The organism is Aeromonas sp. DNP9, from assembly GCF_001728955.1.
Classification (GTDB): domain Bacteria; phylum Pseudomonadota; class Gammaproteobacteria; order Enterobacterales; family Aeromonadaceae; genus Aeromonas; species Aeromonas veronii.
Genome location: NZ_LYSQ01000031.1, coordinates 1 through 22,124 on the forward strand (window position 1 = coordinate 1; position 22,124 = coordinate 22,124).

17 protein-coding genes are annotated in these 22,124 nt (G+C 58.0%); 8 read left to right on the plus strand and 9 right to left on the minus strand.

Translation table 11 applies throughout. From position 1 onward, the window contains the following. Positions 1-80: 80 nt before the first annotated feature. Positions 81-1,484 carry a DEAD/DEAH box helicase gene (locus tag A9G06_RS18715; protein WP_069556203.1) on the minus strand — a complete coding sequence of 468 codons (1,404 nt, stop codon included), beginning with the start codon at positions 1,482-1,484 and terminating at the stop codon, positions 81-83. 347 nt (positions 1,485-1,831) lie between these two features. Here A9G06_RS18715 and A9G06_RS18720 point away from each other — a divergent pair, with 347 nt between their 5' ends. Continuing rightward, positions 1,832-2,662 (plus strand): ABC transporter substrate-binding protein, encoded by an 831-nt coding sequence (locus A9G06_RS18720; RefSeq protein ID WP_069556204.1) that lies wholly within the window; start codon positions 1,832-1,834, stop codon positions 2,660-2,662. A 111-nt stretch (positions 2,663-2,773) separates the two neighbouring features. Here A9G06_RS18720 and aroC read toward each other — a convergent pair whose 3' ends face one another. Further along, on the minus strand, positions 2,774-3,862 hold the full coding sequence (gene aroC, locus A9G06_RS18725) for a chorismate synthase (RefSeq protein WP_069556205.1): 1,089 nt from the start codon (positions 3,860-3,862) through the stop codon (positions 2,774-2,776). A gap of 12 nt (positions 3,863-3,874) precedes the next feature. Beyond that, positions 3,875-4,810 (minus strand): 50S ribosomal protein L3 N(5)-glutamine methyltransferase, encoded by a 936-nt coding sequence (gene prmB, locus A9G06_RS18730; protein WP_005345333.1) that lies wholly within the window; start codon positions 4,808-4,810, stop codon positions 3,875-3,877. Positions 4,811-4,892: 82 nt separating this feature from the next. On the opposite strand from prmB, the gene smrB reads away from it, so the two are divergent. Beyond that, positions 4,893-5,417 (plus strand): endonuclease SmrB, encoded by a 525-nt coding sequence (smrB, locus tag A9G06_RS18735; RefSeq protein ID WP_005333198.1) that lies wholly within the window; start codon positions 4,893-4,895, stop codon positions 5,415-5,417. A 57-nt stretch (positions 5,418-5,474) separates the two neighbouring features. Next, complete coding sequence (locus A9G06_RS18740; protein WP_069556206.1) at positions 5,475-6,770, plus strand: diguanylate cyclase; 1,296 nt, start codon at positions 5,475-5,477, stop codon at positions 6,768-6,770. A 129-nt stretch (positions 6,771-6,899) separates the two neighbouring features. On the opposite strand, the gene A9G06_RS18745 is transcribed toward A9G06_RS18740, so the two are convergent. The 4 genes from A9G06_RS18745 to A9G06_RS18760 form a co-directional block, all read right to left on the minus strand. Beyond that, on the minus strand, positions 6,900-7,508 hold the full coding sequence (locus A9G06_RS18745) for a histidine phosphatase family protein (protein WP_069556207.1): 609 nt from the start codon (positions 7,506-7,508) through the stop codon (positions 6,900-6,902). Between the two features lie 31 nt (positions 7,509-7,539). Further along, entirely contained in the window at positions 7,540-7,926 is a 387-nt protein-coding gene (locus A9G06_RS21700) for a GFA family protein (protein WP_083243838.1), read from the minus strand. Positions 7,927-8,395: 469 nt separating this feature from the next. Further along, the gene (locus A9G06_RS18755; protein WP_083243839.1) at positions 8,396-9,859 is read right to left on the minus strand and encodes a chitinase; all 1,464 of its coding nucleotides are present in this window, start codon (positions 9,857-9,859) and stop codon (positions 8,396-8,398) included. Between the two features lie 307 nt (positions 9,860-10,166). After that, positions 10,167-11,351, minus strand: coding sequence for a methyltransferase (locus A9G06_RS18760; RefSeq protein WP_171903405.1), 1,185 nt, complete (start codon positions 11,349-11,351; stop codon positions 10,167-10,169). Between the two features lie 216 nt (positions 11,352-11,567). On the opposite strand from A9G06_RS18760, the gene A9G06_RS18765 reads away from it, so the two are divergent. Continuing rightward, entirely contained in the window at positions 11,568-12,146 is a 579-nt protein-coding gene (locus A9G06_RS18765; RefSeq protein ID WP_042053731.1) for an alkylphosphonate utilization protein, read from the plus strand. 204 nt (positions 12,147-12,350) lie between these two features. On the opposite strand, the gene A9G06_RS18770 is transcribed toward A9G06_RS18765, so the two are convergent. After that, positions 12,351-13,877 (minus strand): fumarate hydratase, encoded by a 1,527-nt coding sequence (locus tag A9G06_RS18770; protein WP_069556210.1) that lies wholly within the window; start codon positions 13,875-13,877, stop codon positions 12,351-12,353. 294 nt (positions 13,878-14,171) lie between these two features. Here A9G06_RS18770 and pabB point away from each other — a divergent pair, with 294 nt between their 5' ends. The 3 genes from pabB (at position 14,172) to A9G06_RS18785 (ending at position 17,579) form a co-directional block, all read left to right on the plus strand. After that, the gene (pabB, locus tag A9G06_RS18775) at positions 14,172-15,455 is read left to right on the plus strand and encodes an aminodeoxychorismate synthase component I (protein ID WP_069556211.1); all 1,284 of its coding nucleotides are present in this window, start codon (positions 14,172-14,174) and stop codon (positions 15,453-15,455) included. 42 nt (positions 15,456-15,497) lie between these two features. Then, positions 15,498-16,064 (plus strand): CoA pyrophosphatase, encoded by a 567-nt coding sequence (locus tag A9G06_RS18780; RefSeq protein ID WP_069556212.1) that lies wholly within the window; start codon positions 15,498-15,500, stop codon positions 16,062-16,064. A gap of 216 nt (positions 16,065-16,280) precedes the next feature. Further along, positions 16,281-17,579 carry a serine/threonine transporter gene (locus A9G06_RS18785; protein ID WP_069556213.1) on the plus strand — a complete coding sequence of 433 codons (1,299 nt, stop codon included), beginning with the start codon at positions 16,281-16,283 and terminating at the stop codon, positions 17,577-17,579. A 583-nt stretch (positions 17,580-18,162) separates the two neighbouring features. Here A9G06_RS18785 and sstT read toward each other — a convergent pair. Then, complete coding sequence (gene sstT, locus A9G06_RS18790; RefSeq protein WP_069556214.1) at positions 18,163-19,413, minus strand: serine/threonine transporter SstT; 1,251 nt, start codon at positions 19,411-19,413, stop codon at positions 18,163-18,165. Positions 19,414-19,767: 354 nt separating this feature from the next. Here sstT and A9G06_RS18795 point away from each other — a divergent pair, with 354 nt between their 5' ends. Further along, positions 19,768-21,684 (plus strand): ATP-dependent DNA helicase RecQ, encoded by a 1,917-nt coding sequence (locus A9G06_RS18795; RefSeq protein WP_069556215.1) that lies wholly within the window; start codon positions 19,768-19,770, stop codon positions 21,682-21,684. Positions 21,685-22,124: the final 440 nt, after the last annotated feature.

Genomic DNA, 22,124 nt, shown 5'->3' on the forward strand with positions numbered 1-22,124 from the left:
TGAAAAAACAAAAAGCCCTGCCAGATTGGCAGGGCTTTGTCAGTCAACCGCATAGCTGGGGAGTCAAGCTCCCGAGCCGCTTACTGATTGTGAGTAGAACGACGTGGACGACGGGCCTGAGCCGGCTTGGCGGCGCCATCAGCCGGACGCTGACCACCCTGGGGCTTGGGCTTGCCGCCGTTGCCGGAGCGGTTAGCGCCTGCGTTGCCACCATTGTTGCCGGAGCGAGCGGCACCCTGACGCTGGCCTTGACCTTGCGGACGCGGCGCTCGGCGCTGCTCGCTCGGATCACGGGGCTCTTTGCGCAGCGGCGCGCCGATACCACGGGCGATGTTGTCGAGGGTCTCGCGGGATGCTTCGAAGCCGGGCACCTGCTCGCAGGGGATGTTCTGCTTGGTCAGACGCTCGATGGCCTTGATAAGCTTCCCTTCATCGGCTGCAACCAGGGAGATGGCGTGACCGGCAGCGCCGGCACGACCGGTACGACCGATACGGTGCACGTAATCTTCCGCCACGTTCGGCAGCTCGAAGTTCACTACCTGCGGCAGCTTGTCGATATCGAGGCCACGGGCCGCGATGTCGGTCGCCACCATCACGCGCACGCTGCCATCCTTGAAACCGGCCAGCGCGCGGGTACGGGCACCCTGGCTCTTGTTGCCGTGAATGGCGGCGGCGCTGATGCCGTCTTTTTCAAGCTTCTCGGCAACCCGGTTGGCGATGTGCTTGGTACGGGTAAAGACCAGCACCTGCTGCCAGTTGTTGCTGGAGATCAGGTGGCTCAGCAGGGCAATCTTGTTGGCCTTGTCGCACGGGTGCACCAGCTGCTCGATACGCTCGGCGGTGCTGTTGCGCGGGGCGACTTCAATGACCGCCGGGTTGTCCAACAGGCCAGTTGCCAGCTCGCGGATCTCGTCGGCGAAGGTGGCGGAGAAGAGCAGGTTCTGGCGCTTCTTCGGCAGCAGGGTCAGGATGCGGCGGATGTCGCGGATAAAGCCCATGTCGAGCATGCGATCCGCTTCGTCCAGTACCAGGATCTCCACCTCGTCAAACTTGACGGCATTCTGGTTGTAGAGATCGATCAGACGGCCCGGACAGGCCACCAGCACGTCCAGACCACGGCGGGTCGCCATCATCTGCGGGTTGATGCTTACGCCACCAAATACCACGTGGCTGCGCAGGGGCAGATGCTTGCCGTAATTGCGCACGCTCTCGCCCACTTGGGCAGCCAGCTCGCGCGTCGGGGTCAGTACCAGCGCACGGACGCGGTTCGGAGAGACCTTGCGCTTGCTCTCCATCAGACGTTGCAGCATCGGCAGGGTAAAGCCTGCGGTCTTGCCGGTCCCTGTTTGGGCCGCCGCCATCAGATCGCGGCCAGCCAGAACGGCGGGGATCGCTTGCTGCTGAATGGGAGACGGGGTGTCGTAGCCTTGTTCGGCAACGGCACGCAACAAGGGTTCGGCCAGACCGAGGGAAGTAAAACTCATAATTACCTGCTAGAGATAGGGGCGCCGGGGATTTGTGGTGGGGCTCCTCTGCTGAGCCGATGCCATCTCACAAGATCTGGGCCTATTGAGAAAACAACGATTTCCCCGGGGAGCAGAGCAAAGGGGAAAGAATAGAGGCCCAGTCTAACGGAGTTGTCCGGGATAAACGAGAAAAATGTGATGCTCCTCCCAGCACGAACAGAAAATCCCCCTCCTGCCCCCCGAATAATCCCGTTGTTGATGTAGCACGCACCACACTATTAACTGGCAACACAATATCAGCCCTCGCAGGCATGGCTCGCGGGGCAAACGCACGGGATAAAAGAACACAATAACGAGGTTTAGCTATGACCACGCCATATCGTCCCCGCGGCAGCTGGCAGGCAAGGATTGGCCTGCTGCTTCTGCTGCTAAGCCCTGCGCTGCAGGCCAGTCAGACTCTGACCGTGGCCTGGAGTCACTGGCCCCCCTTCAGCCAAATCAACAACCGGGGTGAGCTGGATGGGCTGGATGTCAGCCTGACCCGCCAGATCCTCACCCAGGCGGGCTTTGCCCCCAAGTTTCGCGAGCTTCCCTGGGCGCGGGCACTGCATCTGGTAGAACACGATCAGTTGGATGTGGCGATGGCCGCCCTCCCTCTGCCGGAGCGCCAGAGCTATGCCCGCTTCTCGACACCCTACCGCCAGAGTGCCTATGTGCTGCTGAGCAATGACCCGATTCCCGGCCATCAGGATCGCTGGGCGCAGCTCGATAATCTGCCCGCGCTGTGCCACGAGAAAGGACTCAAGATAGGCAAGTTGCGCGGCACCCGCCCCATGCATCAGATGGATAGCTGCCCGGCGCTTAAAATGGCGACCGAATACAACGCCGATGAGCGGATGCTCGATCTGCTGCTGGCTCGCCGCCTCGATGGCATTATCATGGAGTGGCAATATGCCCGCTACCGGCTGGCCCAGCTGGGGGCCGAAGAGTTTATCAGCTGCCAGCTGTTGCTACACCACCAGCCGGTCAGTCTGATGTTTGCCAAAAACAGCGTGAGCGAAGAACAGATCCTCAAAGTCAACGAGGCCATTCATGCCTTGCCCAAACCCCACAACAAGTTCTCGCCCCCCAGGTGTCGCCTCAATGCCGATCCGGGCGCCGCGGATCTGCTGACCCGCACTCTCCGCAAGCATTGACGGGTTGAGCCGCCACCTGAAATAGCAAAGGCGACCCGAAGGTCGCCTTTTTGGTATTGTCGAACTTGTTCCCCAAACAGGGAGCGATCAGTCGATGCGCAGCAACTGCGATCAGCGTAGCTGTGGGGTATGGGTCAACACCCCCTGGTTCTGGGCGCGATGGCGCAGCAGATGATCCATCAACACCAGCGCCAGCATGGCTTCGGCGATGGGTACGGCGCGAATGCCGACACAAGGATCGTGACGACCCTTGGTGATCATCTCGATTGCCTCGCCTTCGGTATTGATGGTCTTGCCCGGCACAGTGATACTGGAAGTCGGTTTGAGCGCCATGCTCACCACGATATCCTGACCCGACGAGATCCCACCCAGAATGCCGCCCGCATGGTTGCTGGCAAAGCCTGCCGGAGTCATCTCGTCACGGTGCTCGGAACCTTTTTGCTCCACCACCGCGAAACCGTCGCCGATCTCCACCCCTTTAACCGCATTGATGCCCATCATGGCATGGGCAATGTCGGCGTCGAGGCGATCGAACACCGGCTCACCGAGGCCCACCGGCACATTGCTGGCAATGACCTGCACCTTGGCACCGATACTGTTGCCCTCTTTTTTCAGGTCACGCATGTATTGATCGAGCGCTTCCAGCTTGCCCGCATCGGGAAAGAAGAAGGGATTCTGCTCGATCTGCGCCGCGTCAAAGCCTTCTGCCTTGATGGGGCCGAGCTGGGAGAGAAAACCGGTGATCTCGATGCCATGCACCTGTTTGAGGTACTTCTTGGCGATCGCCCCCGCCGCTACCCGCATCGCGGTCTCGCGTGCCGAGGAGCGACCACCGCCACGATAGTCCCGCTGACCATACTTCTGGTGATAGGTGTAGTCAGCGTGACCCGGCCGGAACAGATCCTTGATGTCGGAGTAATCCTTGGAGCGCTGATCGGTGTTCTCGATGAGCAGCCCGATGGAGGTACCGGTGGTCTTGCCCTCAAACACTCCGGAGAGGATCTTCACCTCATCCGGCTCGCGGCGCGGCGTGGTGTAGCGGGAGGTACCGGGCTTGCGCCGATCCAGATCCCCCTGCAGATCCGCTTCGCTTATCTCCAGCCCCGGCGGGCAACCATCGACCACGGCGCCCAGCGCCAGGCCGTGGCTCTCGCCAAAGGTGGTGACCCGAAAGAGTTGACCAAAACTGTTCCCTGCCATGCGCGCTCCTGCTTAGTTCTTGTAGATGGCGAAATGATCCTGATACTGCACCAGCTCTTCACGGGTCATCACAAAGACGCCGTGACCGCCGTTTTCGAATTCAACCCAGGTAAAGGGGATCTCGGGGAACTGGGCTTCCAGATGGATCATGCTGTTGCCCACTTCGACCACCAGCACGCCGTTATCCTTGAGGAAATCTGCCGCATGGGCCAGCAGACGCTTGGTCAGCTTGAGACCATCGGAGCCGGACGCCAGCGCCAGCTCGGGCTCGTGACGGAACTCGTCCGGCAGATCCGACATATCTTCGGAGTCAACATAGGGCGGGTTGGAGACGATGAGATCGTACTTGTCGCCCGCTGGCAGATCGCGGAACAGATCGGAGCGGATCGGAATGACCTGCTGCTCCAGCCCGTGATCGTTGATGTTGCGCTCAGCCACGTTCAGCGCATCGATGCTGATGTCGATGGCATCCACTTCCGCTTCCGGGAACTCGTGAGCCATGATGATGGCGATACAGCCGGAGCCAGTGCACAGGTCCATGATCCGGGTCGGTTCATGTTTGAGGAAAGGCGCGAAACGGTTGGCCACCATCTCGGCAATGGGGGAACGGGGAATGAGCACCCGCTCGTCCACGTAGAACTCCCAACCGGCATACCAGGCCTTGTTGGTCAGATAGGCGGCCGGAACCCGCTCCTGTACGCGGCGGATAATCAGCTCGGCGATACGGTGACGCTCGCTGCTGGTGAGACGGGAGTGGCGCATGGCCGGGTCTACATCCGGTGGCAGATGTAACGCGGGCAGTACCAGCTGCACAGCTTCATCCCAGGCGTTGTCGGTTCCATGACCGTAAAAAATCCCGGCGTCGTTGAAACGACTCATGGCCCAACGCAACATGTCCTGGATGGTGTGCATCTCGGCAACCACCTCATCGATAAATATCTTGTCCAAATCCACCTCCAAGTCGAGTAATATCCGGCCCGAGCCCCGTTTACGTTGCGGGCAAGACGCATACCTAATACATGAGCATCTGATGAAAAAAACGCCCTCACCGACAGACGAGGAAACCCTGCTGTTCCGCGATGCGATAAAAGGTACCCGGAAAATCAAGCAAGATACCATAAGGGCCGAGTTACGCCCGGTCAAGCAGAAACGCGAATTGCGCGAAACCCGCGAAAAGCTTGGGGTTGACCACTATTTCAGCGATGAGTATCAGCCCCATCTCGACGACGATGGGCCGACACGTTACGTGCGGGAAGATGTGTCAAAATTTGAGCTGAAAAAGCTCAAGCGGGGCATTTATCCGCCGGAGATCTATCTCGATCTGCACGGTATGAACCAGCAGCAGGCAAAACAGGAATTGGCCGCTCTGCTCACCCTCTGCCAGAAAGAGAACATTCACGTCGCGTCGGTGATGCACGGCATCGGCAAACATATTCTCAAGCAGCGCATTCCCAGCTGGCTGGCCCAGCACCCCAATGTGCGCGCCTTCCATCAGGCCCCCCGCGAATGGGGCGGCGACAGCGCCATTCTGGTGTTGCTGGATATCGAAGAGTAGTTAGCCAAATGACCACACTATACTGAATATCAATACGTTATTCGCCGTGGAGGTCGCATGTTTACACAGGGTTCCCATGCCGACATAAAGTCATCTCTCGACGCCATCGGCGCTGCCGTGGCGGTGTTCAGCCTCGACAAAGATGATCACTTTGTGCTGGTCTCTGCCAACGATACCTTTGCCAAGGCGTTCGAGCTGGATGTCCTTGGCAGCATTGGCAAACAGCTGAGCGAGATGTTTCCCCGCTACATCACCAATACCATCGAGCCGCCAATGCACGAATGTGTGCGCATGCAGACTGGGCTCGAGAGCGAGCTGCCCATCGACAGCCTTTCGCGTACCAGTTGGTGGCGTTTTATTCTCTCCCCCATCATCCCCGAGCAGGCACGGATCAACCGGATCATCGTGACCGCTATCGACATCACCGCCAGGATGCAGCTGGAAGAGGCGCTCACCACCAGTCGCCGCCGCTTCGAGGCAGTGGTCAACTCCGCCTATGACGGCATCATCAGTGTCAGCAGCGAGTCACGCATCGAGCTTATCAACACCGCCGCCTGCGAGATGTTCGGCATCGACGAAAGCTATCTCGGCAAGCGGCTGGAAACCCTGCTGCCACAGCGTTTTCGCGCCAATCACGAAACCTATTTCAAAGCCTTCAGCAGCTCCCCCATCAATTCGCGCCCGATGCATGCCCGCGCTTCGGTGATGGGTCTGCGCCGAGACGGCAGCGAATTTCCGCTGGAGGTGACCATCGCCAAGATCAATCTGGGCCCGACCACCGAGATGACCGCCATCTTGCGGGATATCTCTGAGCGAGCCCGACTGGTGGAGGAGTTGAAGGTCGCCGCCACCACGGATCCCCTGACCGGCATTGCCAACCGGCGCCGCTTCAACGAGCTGGTCAACGCCGAGATGCAACGCTGCCAGCGTTTTGGCCATACCATGAGCCTGCTGCTGATCGATATCGACCACTTCAAGGAAGTCAACGATACCTTTGGCCACCAGCAGGGGGATCAGGCGATCCTGAGTCTGGTGAAACGGATCAGCAAACAGTTGCGGGAGGTGGACATGCTGGGGCGCTGGGGTGGCGAGGAGTTTATCGTGCTGCTGCCGGAAACCTCCCTCGAACTCGCCTGGGCCAGTGCCGAGCGGATCAGGCTCGCCATCGAATCCCAGCACCATGCACTGGAGGGGGATCTTGAGATCTCCCTCACCATCAGTATCGGGATCAGCGCCAGCAAGGGCAGCCATGACACTGTAGAGAAGATGGTTAGACGGGCCGACACCGCCCTCTATCTGGCCAAAAAGCAGGGGCGCAACTGCTGCCGCAAAGAAGAGCCGGAGCCGACCTGATGGCGCACGCCCCTGCCCTCTGGTGACACTGCTAACCTGTGCCTGTAGAGATAACCAACCGCAACGAATACAAAAGACAGCGCTACTCTCTTCGGTAGCGCTTTTTTCGTCCTGCTTTTGGTGCACTTTTCAATCACAACCATCAAGGGGACGGCTAAAGCGCAGTGGGCCACCATCAGTCTGAGAGAGCCTCACCGACAGCATGCCGCTGTTGGGCAATTGCCACTCGAAGAAGTCATCAAATCCGGCAATCGTTACGGCGCGGATCACCTTGGCGACCACTCCATGCGCCACCAGCAGTATCCGCTCCCCTTGCATGGTCGAAGCAAGTTCCGTGAGTCCCTGCGAGACCCGGGCAATCACCTCATCAATGGTCTCACCACCGGGTGGTGCCTCTGCCCAACGCCGGGTAATATTGCGCGCCCACAGCTCGGGATAACGCGATTTCGCCTCTGCCTGTGTCAACCCCTCAAAGAGGCCGACATGCCGCTCACGAAAAGCTGGCGCAAGCTCCACTGGCAAATCCAACTGGCGAGCGAAGATCGCAGCGCTCTCTCTGGTTCGCTGCAGCGGCGAAGCCAGCAGCCGATCGAACGGGGCCTGAGTGGCCGCTATCTCATCAGCCAATCGGGCAATGTGCCTCTGGCCACTCTCATTAAGCCCGATATCCAGCGCGCCCTGATACCGTCCTTCCGCATTGGCTTGCGTCTCGCCATGGCGGATAACGACCAGCTCCATGCCGACCTCCTTTGTTGGGGCTACCCTGGTTTTACTTCCCTTTGCGATAACGAGGATGCTCGTCCTGGATCGGCAACCAGGGCAGCTGGCTGTCGGTATGGATGTGGTAGGTTGGCGCAACAGTATCTGGATTATCGAGGGAGGCGATGGCCAACGTGAGATACTCAGGGTACTGGGTGCTGCGATACGTAAGGGAGGAGCCACACTCGGCGCAAAATCCCCGGCGGATAAAATCTGAAGACGCATACTCGGTCGGTTTGCCGCAAAGCCACTCTACCTGCTCGATGCGAAAGTCCATCCAGGCCCCGACCGGGGCACCCGTGGTGCGCTGGCAATCCCGACAGTGACAAAAATCGGCCGCAAAAGGTGCAGTCAGCACCTCATAACGGATCACCCCGCAATGACAACCGCCCTTCATCTTGCCCCTTTTGTTGCAATTTTGCACAAGTCAAAGAGCTTACCAATATAAACCGATCGTTCACATCAATTTTCTCAAGGGAATAAGCGACAAAGTACCTAGATCAAGCTGAGTGATATAGCAAGACCTCACCATTTCAGGTGATAAATGACAGTTTACCAATAGAGAAGATACTCCTCATATTCGCAATGAGAGGTTTCAATTTATGGTGGAAAATGAATTAGCAAGTAGCGCGCTACTCTTATCAGAAGATGCCAGTTTATAGGGGCTAACGAACCTGAATATAAATTTCATTCTCAACGTTGATTCAACACTATTTTATTTCAATTTTCAGATAAAAACTCACCTTATCAGTTAGAACATAAGCACCATTGAAAATACAAGATAATATTCAGTGATGCACTGCTGATAATTAACGAGGAGAAGGAGTTATCCCCCCTCTCCTCTTTGGGAGTTAAATTACGCCATCTTATTTGGCAGGAACTACAACCCAGGGGCCGCCTTTGGCGGGATCATCCCCCTGTGTCCACCATTTGGCCTGATAGACGGCGCCCTTGTAGCTCACCTTGTTGCCCGCGGTGTAGACCTTGGTCACTTCCCAGGCCGGGTTGCCACCGATGGGGGGTTCGCTCGGATCGACCGGTGGTGGAGTCAGTTTGTCCACAACCCGCACTTTCGGCCAGTTGGCGTGGGAGCCGTAGAAGTTGGTCACACACTTCTCGTAATCACCCGGTACCAGCGCGGAATATGCGGTCTGGAAGCCCACCAACTCACACTCGAAGGAGTAACCGCCCGGGCGATCCGGGTAGTATTTCCAATTGCCATCCCAGTTGGTGTAGAGCACGTCGGTAGCGCCATTGAGATTGAGGCTGCCATAAGGAGTCTGCTGCCAGCAGGTGTTCTTCTCATCCGCCTTGATCGGGATCTGGTAGTGGTTGGCCAGCCCTTCCCAGTAGCGGATTCGATTGACCGGCTGCCCCTTGTCCTTGTTTTGTTCACCACACTCGATACCGCCGTTGATCACGTTGATGGTGGTACCGAAGCCATAGCCGATACCGGCGTCAGCTTCCCGTTTTGAGGGTACCCAAGTGCGATCAATCACGTGCAGCATGGCCGGTTTCGGAGCCTGCGGGGTGAGGAAGAACCAGATGGCCGAAGCGAGGTTGAGCCAGGAGTCCGCCACCAGCCCCGGGTTGTTGAGCAGCACGGAGGCATCGCCGTCAAACATCGCCTCGGAGAAGGCGCCGTAGTTGAAGTGGTAGGAGAGCTGCTTGGCACCGCGACCGAAGTAACCCTGCCCCGTGCTGCAGGGCCACTTTTTGTTCTGCCAGTCGTTCTGGCCACAGCCGGTGGTGTAGCCGGTCTGTCCCTCTGACCAGCCCATCTCCCGCACATGCACCAGTGCCTGTTGCCACTCCTCCAACCCCAGCGGGTTATCGGAGACGTTCTCCTTGGCAATATGGCCACCGGTCTCCTGAGAGAAGTGCGCAAAGGCGGTCACGATGGATTTTTTACAGATCGCATCAGAGTCGCGACCGTCGGTATATTCGCCACAGAACGCAGGAAATTTACCGATGGCTCGCAAGAAGCGGACATAAGTATATTCCGGCGCTGCCATCTGGGTTAAATATTCCCATTCAGATTGGGGAAATACCCGTTCAACCCGTTTTACGTTGTCAGGATTGCTTGCCAGACCCGGTTCAATGGCATCAACGATTTTATTTGACCTGGTCGCCAATGCCTTGGCCCATATTGCATACATGGGATTGGCCGTCTTGGCTTTTTCCATGGCAGCCAGATCCGGGGCCGCAATCACATATCCTCCCGCATTTTGCGGATCGGGTTGAATATTCATGGCTGCACTCATTGCGGCATAGCTTGGCAATGCGCAGGCGGCAGCGATCAGCCAGGCACAACGCTTGGGTTTGAACATGTTTATCGTCCTTGTTTGAATTAATGCGTTCCAAGAGTAGGTGTTTCAACAACTAAATTCACGATGAGAATTAAGAAATAAGCAGAATTTGTGAGCCATTTCACCTTGTGATATTCAGTGCAGCTGAAACAAAGAAAAAGAACCCAAACGAAAACGCCACAGCGTGATCTTTCGCCCATTTTTAGAACAGTTGAGACGGCCAGGTGGCCTGCCATACGGTCATTGTTCGTGATGGAAAAAATGGCTGACAGGCTCAACCTATCAGCCATCATCAATGTTCAAGAAAAATGCTCAAAATAGCCGGATGTCAGGCACGCACGGCACGGATCAGGATATTGCGCGGGGTCATGGGTTTGGCACAGAACTCCCCCACTTCGACCCGATAGCCCTGCTCTTGCAAAAAGAGCGCGCGATCCAGCGCCAGCCAGATCTCGAGGGGACGGCGAAATAAATGACGCACCAGCTCCATGCGGGCGACATCACCAAAGCGGCGCTCCCCGTGTTCCAGCCAGGCGGAATAGTCGAGCCCGGCGGGCAGCACAATCCCTTTGCGTTCAGCAGCCCAAACGCAGAATGCCTCGAAGGTGCCGGTCAGCAGGCTCTTTTGCATATTGGGCACCGGCAGATACTCATCCACCCCGCGCACCTGACGCTGCAGGCAGTCAAACCCGAGCCGCCACACCACTTCCTGCTCGCGCAGGCGGGCGATCCGCGCACCGCCAGTCACCGTCTCCTGCAGCGGCAACTTGAGATCCGCCTTGCTCAACACCAGCTGGCTGGCATTGGCCGCGGCCGACAGCGGGCGATAGTGGCTGGTACGGATCAGGTGATAACAGCAGGGAGAGATGGTCACTCCGCTGGCACTGCGCTCGGCCACCCGCTCCAGCAGATGGGTGTGCAGCTCACCGCAGGCATGGAGTGCCATGGCGTGATGTTCGGGGGCGATCAGCGCCGCCGATTCGGGGGCAAAGGCATCGGCGCAGGTAAAGGTCATATTGGCACCATCCCGCTCGGCCAGCAGCCGACCTTCGTCACAAAGCTGCTCTTGCAACTCCAGACTGAGGATCGGAGCCTGTCGATGAAGTGACACCAGCCGCCCAAGGTGGCCCTTGCCGGCACACCACTCCAGATAGGGGCCCTGATGGGCCGGCAAACAGGCGGTGAACGACTCGATCTGGGCCTGCTTGCGCCCCGGCATATGCAGCGCCATCTCCTTGCTGCAACTGATGGGCTCGGGGGTAAAAGGCTCAAGCTGACTGAGTTGCAGCAACAACTCGCCATCAGCAATCCAGGGGGAGAGCAACGAGCCAAGGGCTGCCATGTCGCCATCAAGTTCAGCCAGTTGCTCCAGCGTGAGAGCATCGAACTGCGCCACCAGCTCCGGCGCCTCGTTGGCAAAAGGCATGGTCAGGTGGTGATAGGGCTGATATTGCCACCAGCGCCGATGGCGGATCAGCAGCTGATCCAGTTGTTGAAAGCGTTGCGCCAGCACAGGAGCCTCTATCCGGCAGTCAAAAGGAGGCTCATTCTAGCGATCCCGCTTCAAATTGCACTCCTGCTGCGCAGTAAAGTGCCGTTCAAGGGTGTAGCCTGACCCGGCTTGCTACCCAACCTGACAAAGTGCGGGGTTTTATGCTATATTCCGCCCCCTCTTTCACGCGCCCCGCCCAACGCGGGTCGCTTTACCACTAGCTATGGAACCAACAACATGACCATCAACGCCATTCTGCAAGCGCGCGCGGGCGCCAAGTGTGAACTGTGCAGCGCCGAGCAGGCGCTGACCGCCTTCGTGGTGCCTCACTCCCCCGCCAGCGACGATGATCACAGCGTTGCTATCTGTGATACCTGCCGTGGTCAGCTGGAACAACCGGATACCCTGGTGGTCAACCACTGGCGTTGCCTGAGCGACAGCATGTGGAGCCAGGTGCCTGCGGTGCAGGTGATGGCATGGCGCCAGCTGAAAGCACTCTCCGGCAAGGGTGAAGTGTGGGCTCAGGATCTGCTGGACATGATGTACATGGAAGACGAAGCCAAGGCCTGGGCTGAAGCTGGTATTGCTGACGAAGATGATGACAACGTACCGACTGTTGACTCCAACGGCGCCGTGCTGCAAGAGGGCGACTCCGTCACCCTGATCAAGGATCTGGACGTGAAAGGCGCCGGTTTCACCGCCAAGCGCGGCACCTTGGTCAAGGGCATCCGTCTGACCAACAACCCGCTCCATATCGAAGGCAAGGTAAACGGCGTGCAGATCGTACTGGTGGCCGCCTACCTGAAAAAGGCCTAAGCCAAGCGCGATTGCTCTGCTGTCTACTGCCAGAGCACAAGCACAACGGAAAAAGGATGGCGTCACGCCATCCTTTTTTATGCCCGCTTGCCGCAAACGGCCAACTTGAGCCCATAACAGACGAGCCAAAGCTAAAAGGCGCATCCGGATGGACGCGCCTTGTTTACATGGCCGATGCCGTTAACCGGCAGCGGAAACGATCACTCAGGAGGAGAGCTTGCCGTCCAGCTCGGCAATCTTGGCCGACCAGTAGGCCGGACCGGTTTCGTGGATATTGTTGCCTTCGGAATCGACGGCAACGGTCACCGGCATATCTTCCACTTCAAACTCGTAGATCGCTTCCATGCCGAGATCGGCAAAGGCCACCACACGCGCCTTCTTGATCGCTTTGGCCACCAGATAAGCAGCGCCGCCCACCGCCATCAGATAGACGGCCTTGTGCTGCTTGATGCTCTCGACGGTTTTCGGGCCACGCTCGGATTTGCCGATCATGCCGATAAGGCCGGTTTCACCCAGCATCATGTCGGTGAACTTGTCCATCCGGGTGGAGGTGGTGGGGCCAGCCGGGCCAACAACTTCGTCACGCACCGCATCGACCGGGCCAACGTAATAGATAAAGCGGTTGGTGAAATCGACCCCTTCCGGCAGCCCTTCGCCATTTTTCAACATGTCGGCGATGCGCTTGTGGGCTGCGTCACGACCGGTGAGGATCTTGCCTGACAGCAGTACGGTATCACCGCTCTTCCAGCTGGCCAGCTCGGCCTTGGTGATGCCATCGACGTTGACGCGGCGCACGTTGCCACCCGCTTCACGGGTGATCTCCGGCCAGTCGCTCAGTTTCGGCGGGGTCAGTTCGGCAGGGCCTGAACCATCCAGCTCGAAGTGAACGTGGCGGGTGGCGGCGCAGTTGGGGATCATCACCACCGGCTTGGAGGCGGCGTGAGTCGGCGCAGATTTAACCTTCACATCCAGCACGGTAGTGAGGCCGCCCAACCCCTGGGCACCGATCCCCAGCTTGTTGACCTTGTCGTAGAGCTCGACCCGCAGCTTCTCTTCGGTGGTTTGCGGGCCACGGGCGATCAGCTCCTGAATGTCGATGTGCTCCATCAGGGCCTCTTTGGCCAGTACCGCGGCTTTCTCGGCGGTACCGCCGATGCCGATGCCCAGCATGCCGGGCGGGCACCAGCCTGCGCCCATGGTCGGCACGGTTTTCAGCACCCACTCGACGATATCGTCAGAGGGGTTGAGCATCACCATCTTGGATTTGTTCTCGGAGCCGCCGCCTTTGGCCGCGATGCTCACTTCCACCTTGTTGCCGGGGATCATGTCGATATGGACCACGGCAGGGGCGTTGTCTTTGGTATTCTTGCGACTGCCAGCCGGATCGGCCAGCACGGAGGCGCGCAGCGGGTTGTCAGGATTGGTGTAGGCACGACGGGTCCCTTCGTCCACCATCTCCTGCACCGTCATGTCGCTGTCCCACTGGACTTGCATGCCGATCTTGACGAAACAGGTCACGATGCCGGTGTCCTGGCAGAGCGGACGATGACCTTCGGCGGACATGCGGGAGTTGATCAGGATCTGTGCCAGCGCATCTTTGGCGGCCGGGTTGGCCTCGCGGTCATACGCCGCTTTGGCAGCCTGAACAAAATCCACCGGGTGGTAATAGGAGATGTACTGGAGGGCATCTGCGATAGAATCGATGAAATCCTGTTTTTTTATAATGCTCATATCATCCTCACTGGTCCTTGTCTCTGCCACGGAGCAGGGCAAGGGCTTCCATATGATGGGCCGTGCTGACGTGCTGGCTAAAAACTATCAACCAGCAAAAAACGAACGACACGGCAGTTTTTTCTTAAGTCACCGATACCTATGATACGCTTGCCCACCAGCACCGACTAGGGTTCGGGAACCAAACTGTTGCCTGTGTAACATAAAATGACGCCAACACTTCATATCCATCATCTAGACCATAGTGCTGAACTCCATCAGCTTTTTGCCCGCCTGCAACATCAGCCCTGGGCTATGTTGCTGGAATCAGCGGGGCCATTCGGCGCCGATAACGGCTTTGATATCATCACTGCCGATCCGCTGGCGACCCTCGAAACCCGCGGCGAGGTGACCACTCTGCGTGTCGGGGCGGATATCAGCAAACACCACGAAGATCCCCTCGCTCTGCTGGCCCATACCCAGCAACAGTTGCTGGGGGAGCTGGAACTTTGCGCCACTCACCTGCCCTTTATTGGCGGCGCCCTCGGCCTGTTTGGCTATGATCTGGGCCGCCGCTTCGAACGTCTTCCCGTACAGGCAACCGCCGATATCGCGGTGCCAGACATGGCGATGGGCATCTACGACTGGGCACTGCTGCGCAATGTGGCGACCGGCGACTGGCAGCTGATGCACTGGGGGGATGAAACAGGCCTTGCCAAGCGGCTGGCCTGGCTTGAACAGCAGCAGGCCAAACCGGCCCCCGCTTTTGCCTTGCAGGGGTCGTGGCAGAGCAATATGAGCCGTGCCGAGTATGGCGAGAAGTTTGCCCGTATTCAGGAATACCTCGCTGCTGGGGATTGCTACCAGATCAACCTGACCCAGCGTTTCAGCGCCCCCTATCAGGGGGATGAGTGGCAGGCCTACTGCCTGCTGGCAACCGCCAACAAGGCCCCCTTCTCTGCCTTTATCCGTCTGCCGGAGAGTGCGCTGCTTAGCCTCTCCCCCGAGCGGTTCCTGCTGCTCGATGGCCGTCATATCGAAACCAAACCCATCAAAGGCACTCGCCCTCGCCACCCCGATCCGGCCACCGATCGGCAAGTCGCGCAGGAACTGGCGCAGGCCGACAAGGACAGATCAGAGAATCTGATGATCGTTGATCTGCTGCGCAACGATATAGGTCGGGTCAGCCGGCCTGGCTCGGTCAGCGTGCCTCATCTCTTTACTGTGGAGTCGTTTCCGGCGGTACATCATCTGGTCTCCACCATCCACGGTGAGCTGGATGCACGCTGGCAAGGAGTCGATCTGCTGCGGGCCTGTTTCCCGGGTGGCTCCATCACTGGCGCCCCCAAAATCCGGGCTATGGAGATCATCGAAGAGCTTGAGCCACAGCGCCGCAATGCCTATTGCGGCAGCATCGGCTATCTCAGCCAGCATGGCCGGATGGATACCAGCATCTGCATTCGCACTTTGATCGCCGAAGCGGGTCGCCTGCACTGCTGGGCCGGTGGCGGCATCATCGCCGACTCCGATGCCGACAGCGAATATCAGGAGACCTATGACAAGGTTGCCCGCATCCTGCCGCCGCTGTCGGCGCTGTAATCCTCCCCACTGTCAGGCCAACGCACAGGAGAGCTCCCCGCCATGGATCGCCACGAACTGCTGACCCGCTTCCAGTTGCAGCGACCCGCCCCGGCCCATCGCCTCGCCATCGGCGGGCTCAACCCGGCGGCGGTGTTGATCCCGGTGGTGATGCGCGATGAGGGGCTCAGCGTGTTACTGACTCGGCGCAGCCCCCGGCTGCGTCATCATGGGGGACAGATCAGCTTCCCCGGCGGGCGACAGGATCCCGGCGACGAGAACCTGATTGCCACGGCGCTGCGGGAGACCGAAGAGGAGCTCGGCATTCCGGCCCGGCTGATTGAAGTGATCGGCACCCTCAACCCGCTCAATACAGTGTCACGATTCGAGGTGCTGCCGGTGCTGGGGCTGCTCGATGGCAACTATCCCCTCATCCTGAGTCCGGATGAGGTGGATCACGCCTTTGAAGTGCCGCTGACCCATCTGCTGGATCGGCGCAACCACATCCCCCTGACCCTTTACAGAGGGGGCAAAGCACACACCATCTACTGGATCCCCTGGCAACAGCACTTTATCTGGGGGGCTACCGCCAGCATGATCAACCAGCTAGCCCAGCATCTCGCAAAATAACAATTTACCTACATTTGGCTGAGCGCGATTTAATCATTAACACTAAAATAACGTGCCAATTGATAAACAATAATTGAATTTTTCTTGTTTTGATCACATTTCCATAAGAAAGTGCGGTTTTTCGTGCCGTAAAGATGAATTTGATCAACATTTTTGATTAGAAAAACCGTATCCTTGCGCCGACTTGATAAGAACCACACATTCGGGGTGAGATAGATGTCAAACACAGTCACTGGCACGCAGGGAGTTGCGGCGTCAACAGAGCAAGGGATCCGCTCTACTCAAACCACTCGTTGGGAAAAACGCGACTCTACCTGGGTCATCAGTCTGTTCGGGACCGCAGTTGGCGCGGGGATCCTGTTCCTGCCGATCAACGCAGGTATGGGCGGTTTCTGGCCGCTGGTCGTCATGGCGCTGCTGGTAAGTCCCATGACCTATCTGGCCCACCGTGGTCTGGCCCGCTTCGTGCTCTCCTCCAAAAAGCCAAATGCAGACATCACCGAAGTGGTGGAAGAGCACTTTGGCGTGGGTGCCGGTAAATTAATCACCCTGCTCTACTTCTTCGCCATCTACCCCATCGTGCTCATCTATGGCGTGGGTATCACCAACACCGTCGAAAGCTTTATGGTCAACCAGCTGCAGATGAGTGCCCCGCCGCGCTGGATCCTCTCCATCGTGCTGATCATGGGCATGATGTCGGTAATGCTGGCCGGTGAAAAGCTGATGCTGAAAGTGACCGAGCTGCTGGTTTATCCGCTGATCGCCATTCTGGCCGGTATCTCTTTGTACCTCATTCCGGACTGGACCGGTGCCGCGCTGGAGCAAGTGCCCTCTGCCAAGGATTTCGCCACTACCCTGTGGCTGACCATCCCGGTACTGGTTTTCTCCTTCAACCACAGCCCGGCCATCTCCAGCTTCTCCCTGGCCCAGCGCCGCGACCACGGTGATCAGGCGGTCGAGAAGGCCGATGCCATCCTCAAGCGTACCGCCATGGTGCTGCTGGGCTTCGTGATGTTCTTCGTCTTCTCTTGCGTCATGAGCCTGACTCCGGCTCAGCTGGCAGAAGCCAAGGCTCAGAACATCGCCGTGCTCTCCTATCTGGCCAACCAGCATGCCAGCCCCATCATCTCCTACTTCGGTCCGCTGGTTGCGTTCGTGGCCATCGTATCCTCCTTCTTCGGCCACTATCTGGGTGCCCGTGAAGGTCTGAAGGGGATGATCGTGCAGAACATGCGCAAGTCAGGCAAAGAGCCGAACGCCAAGAAAGTCGAGATGTTCATCATCGCCTTCTTCATCCTGACCCTGTGGGGCACTGCCATTGCCAACCCCTCCATCCTGGGCATGATTGAATCCTTGGGCGGCCCGATCATCGCCACCATCCTGTTCATCATGCCGATGTACGCTATCAAGCGCGTACCGGCCATGGCGAAGTATCAGGGTCATATCAGCAACGTATTTGTCGCTGTGATGGGGATGATCGCCATCTCCGCCATCCTCTATCAGCTGGTCGGTTAATCCCCCAGCTGCCACTGATAGCAAAAAGCCAGCCGAATAGTCGGCTGGCTTTTTTATCTCTGCAATCTGTGCCACCGCGATTACCCTGCTCTCTCCTTATTTCTCCCTTTGTTGGATATCTGTATGCTCACCAGCGCCATGGCAGAGCACATCGGGTATCAACATGACCCCCCTGCCTGCAGCTCAATATCCTCAACACGTTTACTCCCCCTCACCAAACCATGACGGCGTGTCTGATAGGACGGGTTTATTTGCCGCAGCCAGCCACCTCCATTCTTCTGTGATGCTGTGATGCTGTGATGCTGTGATGCTGTGATGCTGTGATGCTGTGATTATCCTGAAGATCTGGGGTAAGCCATAGCAATCGGCTGTTAGCAGAGCAGACAAATGTGTGTGACTCACAACAGAGGGAGTAAGCACAACTCGAAGGGATAAAGATAAGGCAGAGCCCTGGACAAGGGCGACAGAATGTCTGGCACATCAGTCAATGAGATTGCTCAAAGAGGAAAAGAGAGCAAAGCCGACAATAAAAAGCGCCCTCCGAAGAGGGCGCAAGTGTGTTACGAAACTGACCGTTACGAGATCAGGCTTCGCGGCTCGGTACCGGGGCCACATCCAGCAGGGTTTCATCTTCGGCCATGCAAGCAGCGGCGGTGAACAGCACGTCGGTGGAGCTGTTCAGTGCTGTCTCAGCAGAATCCTGCAACACGCCGATGATAAAGCCGACAGCAACCACCTGCATGGCGATGTCGTTGCTGATGCCAAACAGGCTGCAGGCCAGCGGGATCAGCAGCAAAGAGCCACCGGCGACACCGGATGCGCCACAGGCACTGACGGTGGCGACCACGGAAAGCAGAATGGCCGTTGCCATGTCCACTTCCATCCCCAGGGTATGTACCGCCGCCATGGCCAGCACTGTGATGGTGATGGCCGCACCCGCCATGTTGATGGTGGCACCCAGCGGGATGGAGACAGCGTAGGTATCTTTGGGCAGGCGCAGTTTTTCACACAGCGCCATGTTGACCGGGATGTTGGCGGCAGAGCTGCGGGTAAAGAAGGCGGTCACACCGCTCTCTTTGAGGCAAGTCAGCACCAGCGGATAGGGGTTGCGCTTGATCTTCCAGAAGACGATCAACGGGTTGACCACAAAGGCGATAAACAGCATGCAGCCGATCAGCACCACCAGCAGTTGGGCATAGCCAAACAGGGCGTCAAAGCCGGTCTCTGCCAGCGTGGAGGCAACCAGACCCAGGATCCCGAGCGGGGCACAGCGGATCACCGCTTTCACGATGGCGGAGACACCGTGAGACAGGTCAGTGATCAGCGCCTTGGTGCTCTCGTTGGCATGGCGCATGGCGATACCCAGACCGATGGCCCACGCCAGGATCCCGATATAGTTGGCATCCATCAACGCCTTGACCGGGTTGGTCACCACGTTGAACAGCAGGGTCTGCAGCACCTCGGTGATCCCGCCGGGCGGGGTGATCTCGGCAGTATTGGCCACCAGATGGAGGTTGGAGGGGAACAGGAAGCTGGCAATCACCGCGACCACGGCCGCAGAGAAGGTACCAAACAGGTAGAGCGCCAGCAGCGGGCGAATATTGGTCTTCTGACCCTGCTTGTGACCAATGATGGCCGCCATCACCAGTACGAATACCAGCAGCGGGGCTACTGCTTTCAGTGCGCCAACAAACAGACTGCCGAGCAGACCTGCCGTTTTCGCCCACTCGGGCGCAAACAGTGCCAGCAAGATACCAAATACCAGACCAACCAGGATCTGGCTGACCAGACTGGTGCTATTGACCAGCCGAAGGAGGGGGTGTTGTTGTGTCATCAAAAAAGTCCCTAAGCACCGTAGTGCATGAATCATGAGTCCTGTCTGCAACCACTCATCGGGAGACCCCTGTCGCCCGAATGTGGTGTCTGTGGCAAGCCTTCTGTCGGGCCGATCCGCCAGTCACCGGATTGCATGACGGAATATCCCATTCGCCATCTTTTTTTTCCAGAGACTCACCAAAAAATATCCCGTTTCCATCACAAAAAACCGCAACAAAACATTAACCACAGCGCAACCACCCATTTTTGTACGTTTTATCGACACTCTCTGCCCTTACCCTGACGACCATTCCTGTGCCCCCCGTGACCGTGTCGCTGTGCTATCATCCCCCATTTGCCGCGGAGCCTTGCCATGATCCCATCCCTGCTCAACCAATATTTTGGTTTCTCCGCACTCAGGCCAGGTCAGGAAGCGGTGATCAGCCGGGTGCTGGCAGGTCAGAGTGCCGCCGCTATCTTTCCCACCGGCTCCGGCAAGTCGCTCTGTTATCAACTGCCGGCCCTCGCCCTGCCTCACCTGACCCTGGTGATCTCGCCGCTGCTGGCGCTGATGCACGATCAGCTCGCCTTCCTTAAAAGCAAGGGAATAAGCGCCGCCACCCTCGACTCGAGCCAGAGCCCGGAGGAGAGCCGACGAGTGATGCAGCAGGCGCTGGATGGCCAGCTCAAGATCCTGATGATCTCGGTGGAGCGACTCAAGAATGAGCGTTTTCGCCGCTTTATCCAGCAAGTACCGCTCTCGCTGCTGGTCGTCGATGAGGCGCACTGTATCTCGGAGTGGGGCCACAACTTTCGACCCGACTACCTCAAGCTGCCGAGTTATCGCCATGACCTGAAAATCCCGCAGGTGTTGCTGCTCACCGCCACCGCCACACCGGCGGTAATTCAGGATATGCAGACCAAATTCGGCATCGCGCCGGAGGGGGTCGTGGTCACCGGTTTCTACCGCCCCAATCTTGATCTGGCGGTCATTCCCCTGGCGCCCGATGCGCGGGATAGCTGGCTCGCAAAGGAGTTGGCCAACGATCCGGCGGCCCCCACCATCGTCTACGTCACCTTGCAACACACCGCAGAAGCCTGTGCCGAACAACTCATTAGAGAAGGGATCAACGCCCGCGCTTATCATGCCGGACTCGACTCGGCGCTGCGCAGTCAGATCCAGCACGACTTCATGGTGGGCAAGGTGGATTGCATCGTCGCCACCATCGCCTTTGGCATGGGGATCGACAAAGCGGATATCCGGCGGGTCATTCACTACGATCTGCCCAAATCCATCGAGAACTACAGCCAGGAGATTGGCCGCGCCGGACGAGATGGCCAGCCATCGCGCTGTATCGTGCTGGCCAACCAGAGCCAGCTGCCGGTGCTGGAGAACTTCGTCTACGGCGATACGCCGGATTTGAGTGCCATCCTCCAGCTCCTTGCCCTCATCAAGCAGAGTGGGAGCGAGTGGGAATTCACCCTGCTGCGCCTCTCCAACGACACCAATATTCGCCAGTTGCCCCTTAAGACCCTGCTGGTCTATCTGGAGATGGCAGGCATCATCATCCCGGCCTACAGCTACTACGCCGACTACCGCTTCAAGTTTGTGCTGGATAAAGGCGAGATAGTGAGTCGCTTCAATCCGGATCGCCGCCAGTTTCTGGAGCAACTGTTCGCCTGCGCCCCGCAAGCCCGCAGTTGGTGCACCATGGACTTTGACGCCCTCTGGCAGGGCTATCAGGGAGAGCGACAGCGGGCCGTTGCGGCGCTCGACTACCTGCAGCAGCAAGGCTGGATCGAGCTTGAAAGCAAACAGATGACCGAGGTCTACCGGATCACCCGTCAGGGGTGGGACTGCGAGCAGGAGGCTAACGCGCTCCATGCGCTCTTCTTGCAAAAAGAACAGAGTGAGCTGGCCAGACTGCAAGCCATGCTCGACTTTTTCACCTCAAGTGAGTGCCTGAGCCACCGCCTCGCCCGCTATTTTGCCGATGAGGTGGCGCCGGTTCATTGTGGCCACTGTTCGGTTTGTCGCGGCGAGGTGGCGCATCTCCCGTCCCTGCCCTCACTGACCATGCCAAACGAGGCGGGGATCCGCGCCTGGTGCGATCCGCTGATTGCCAAGACAGGTTCGGTGGATGCTCGTGTTCTGGCCCGTTTCCTGTGCGGCATCACCACACCGCTGACCAGCCGGGTCAAAGCCAAATCGCTGGCGGGAGCAGGCCAGTTGGCCGCGCACCCGTTTGCAAGCGTCCTGGCGGCAGTGCAACAAGCCTACCCTTGCTAGATGAGTGCTGGCGGCGTCAATAGCCACCAGCAGAAACAAGCGTTTACAGACGCAGAAAAAGAAGACCCTCGCGGTTGCGAGGGTCAAGCCAACGGAAACGTGCTTAAACAGAGCTTGGTGAGGCAACAGTCAACTCTCTTGCTAAAGCGTCTTGCTGCTCACACATCGCCAATCTAGGGCACTCAAAATGTAGCGTCAATGTAAAAATTAGAGCCAAAACTCCAAACAAAGTGATTTACGTTGACGTACACGTAATGACGTTTTCATTCATAACCCCGCTAACCCGCAGCCCCATTGCCTTTCGTCAAACCCCTTAATCTTTTCGCAATAAGTTCCCTGTTTCCCATAAACATTTATTTTTTATGTCTTTGACATTTACCTCACTATCGTGGCAAAAATAATTTAACAGTCAGTAACATAGCGGTGTTGTTGACTGACCC

What these genes read in the sequence shown, in the direction of transcription:
- A9G06_RS18720 (WP_069556204.1), top strand. Translation starts at nt 1,832, where the DNA reads ATGACCACGCCATATCGTCCCCGCGGCAGCTGGCAGGCAAGGATTGGC.
- A9G06_RS18770 (WP_069556210.1), bottom strand. Translation starts at nt 13,877, where the DNA reads ATGAGCATTATAAAAAAACAGGATTTCATCGATTCTATCGCAGATGCC.
- pabB (WP_069556211.1), top strand. Translation starts at nt 14,172, where the DNA reads ATGTTGCTGGAATCAGCGGGGCCATTCGGCGCCGATAACGGCTTTGAT.
- A9G06_RS18765 (WP_042053731.1), top strand. Translation starts at nt 11,568, where the DNA reads ATGACCATCAACGCCATTCTGCAAGCGCGCGCGGGCGCCAAGTGTGAA.
- A9G06_RS18795 (WP_069556215.1), top strand. Translation starts at nt 19,768, where the DNA reads ATGATCCCATCCCTGCTCAACCAATATTTTGGTTTCTCCGCACTCAGG.
- A9G06_RS21700 (WP_083243838.1), bottom strand. Translation starts at nt 7,926, where the DNA reads ATGAAGGGCGGTTGTCATTGCGGGGTGATCCGTTATGAGGTGCTGACT.
- A9G06_RS18715 (WP_069556203.1), bottom strand. Translation starts at nt 1,484, where the DNA reads ATGAGTTTTACTTCCCTCGGTCTGGCCGAACCCTTGTTGCGTGCCGTT.
- smrB (WP_005333198.1), top strand. Translation starts at nt 4,893, where the DNA reads ATGAAAAAAACGCCCTCACCGACAGACGAGGAAACCCTGCTGTTCCGC.
- A9G06_RS18745 (WP_069556207.1), bottom strand. Translation starts at nt 7,508, where the DNA reads ATGGAGCTGGTCGTTATCCGCCATGGCGAGACGCAAGCCAATGCGGAA.
- A9G06_RS18780 (WP_069556212.1), top strand. Translation starts at nt 15,498, where the DNA reads ATGGATCGCCACGAACTGCTGACCCGCTTCCAGTTGCAGCGACCCGCC.
- A9G06_RS18755 (WP_083243839.1), bottom strand. Translation starts at nt 9,859, where the DNA reads ATGTTCAAACCCAAGCGTTGTGCCTGGCTGATCGCTGCCGCCTGCGCA.
- A9G06_RS18785 (WP_069556213.1), top strand. Translation starts at nt 16,281, where the DNA reads ATGTCAAACACAGTCACTGGCACGCAGGGAGTTGCGGCGTCAACAGAG.
- sstT (WP_069556214.1), bottom strand. Translation starts at nt 19,413, where the DNA reads ATGACACAACAACACCCCCTCCTTCGGCTGGTCAATAGCACCAGTCTG.
- A9G06_RS18740 (WP_069556206.1), top strand. Translation starts at nt 5,475, where the DNA reads ATGTTTACACAGGGTTCCCATGCCGACATAAAGTCATCTCTCGACGCC.
- aroC (WP_069556205.1), bottom strand. Translation starts at nt 3,862, where the DNA reads ATGGCAGGGAACAGTTTTGGTCAACTCTTTCGGGTCACCACCTTTGGC.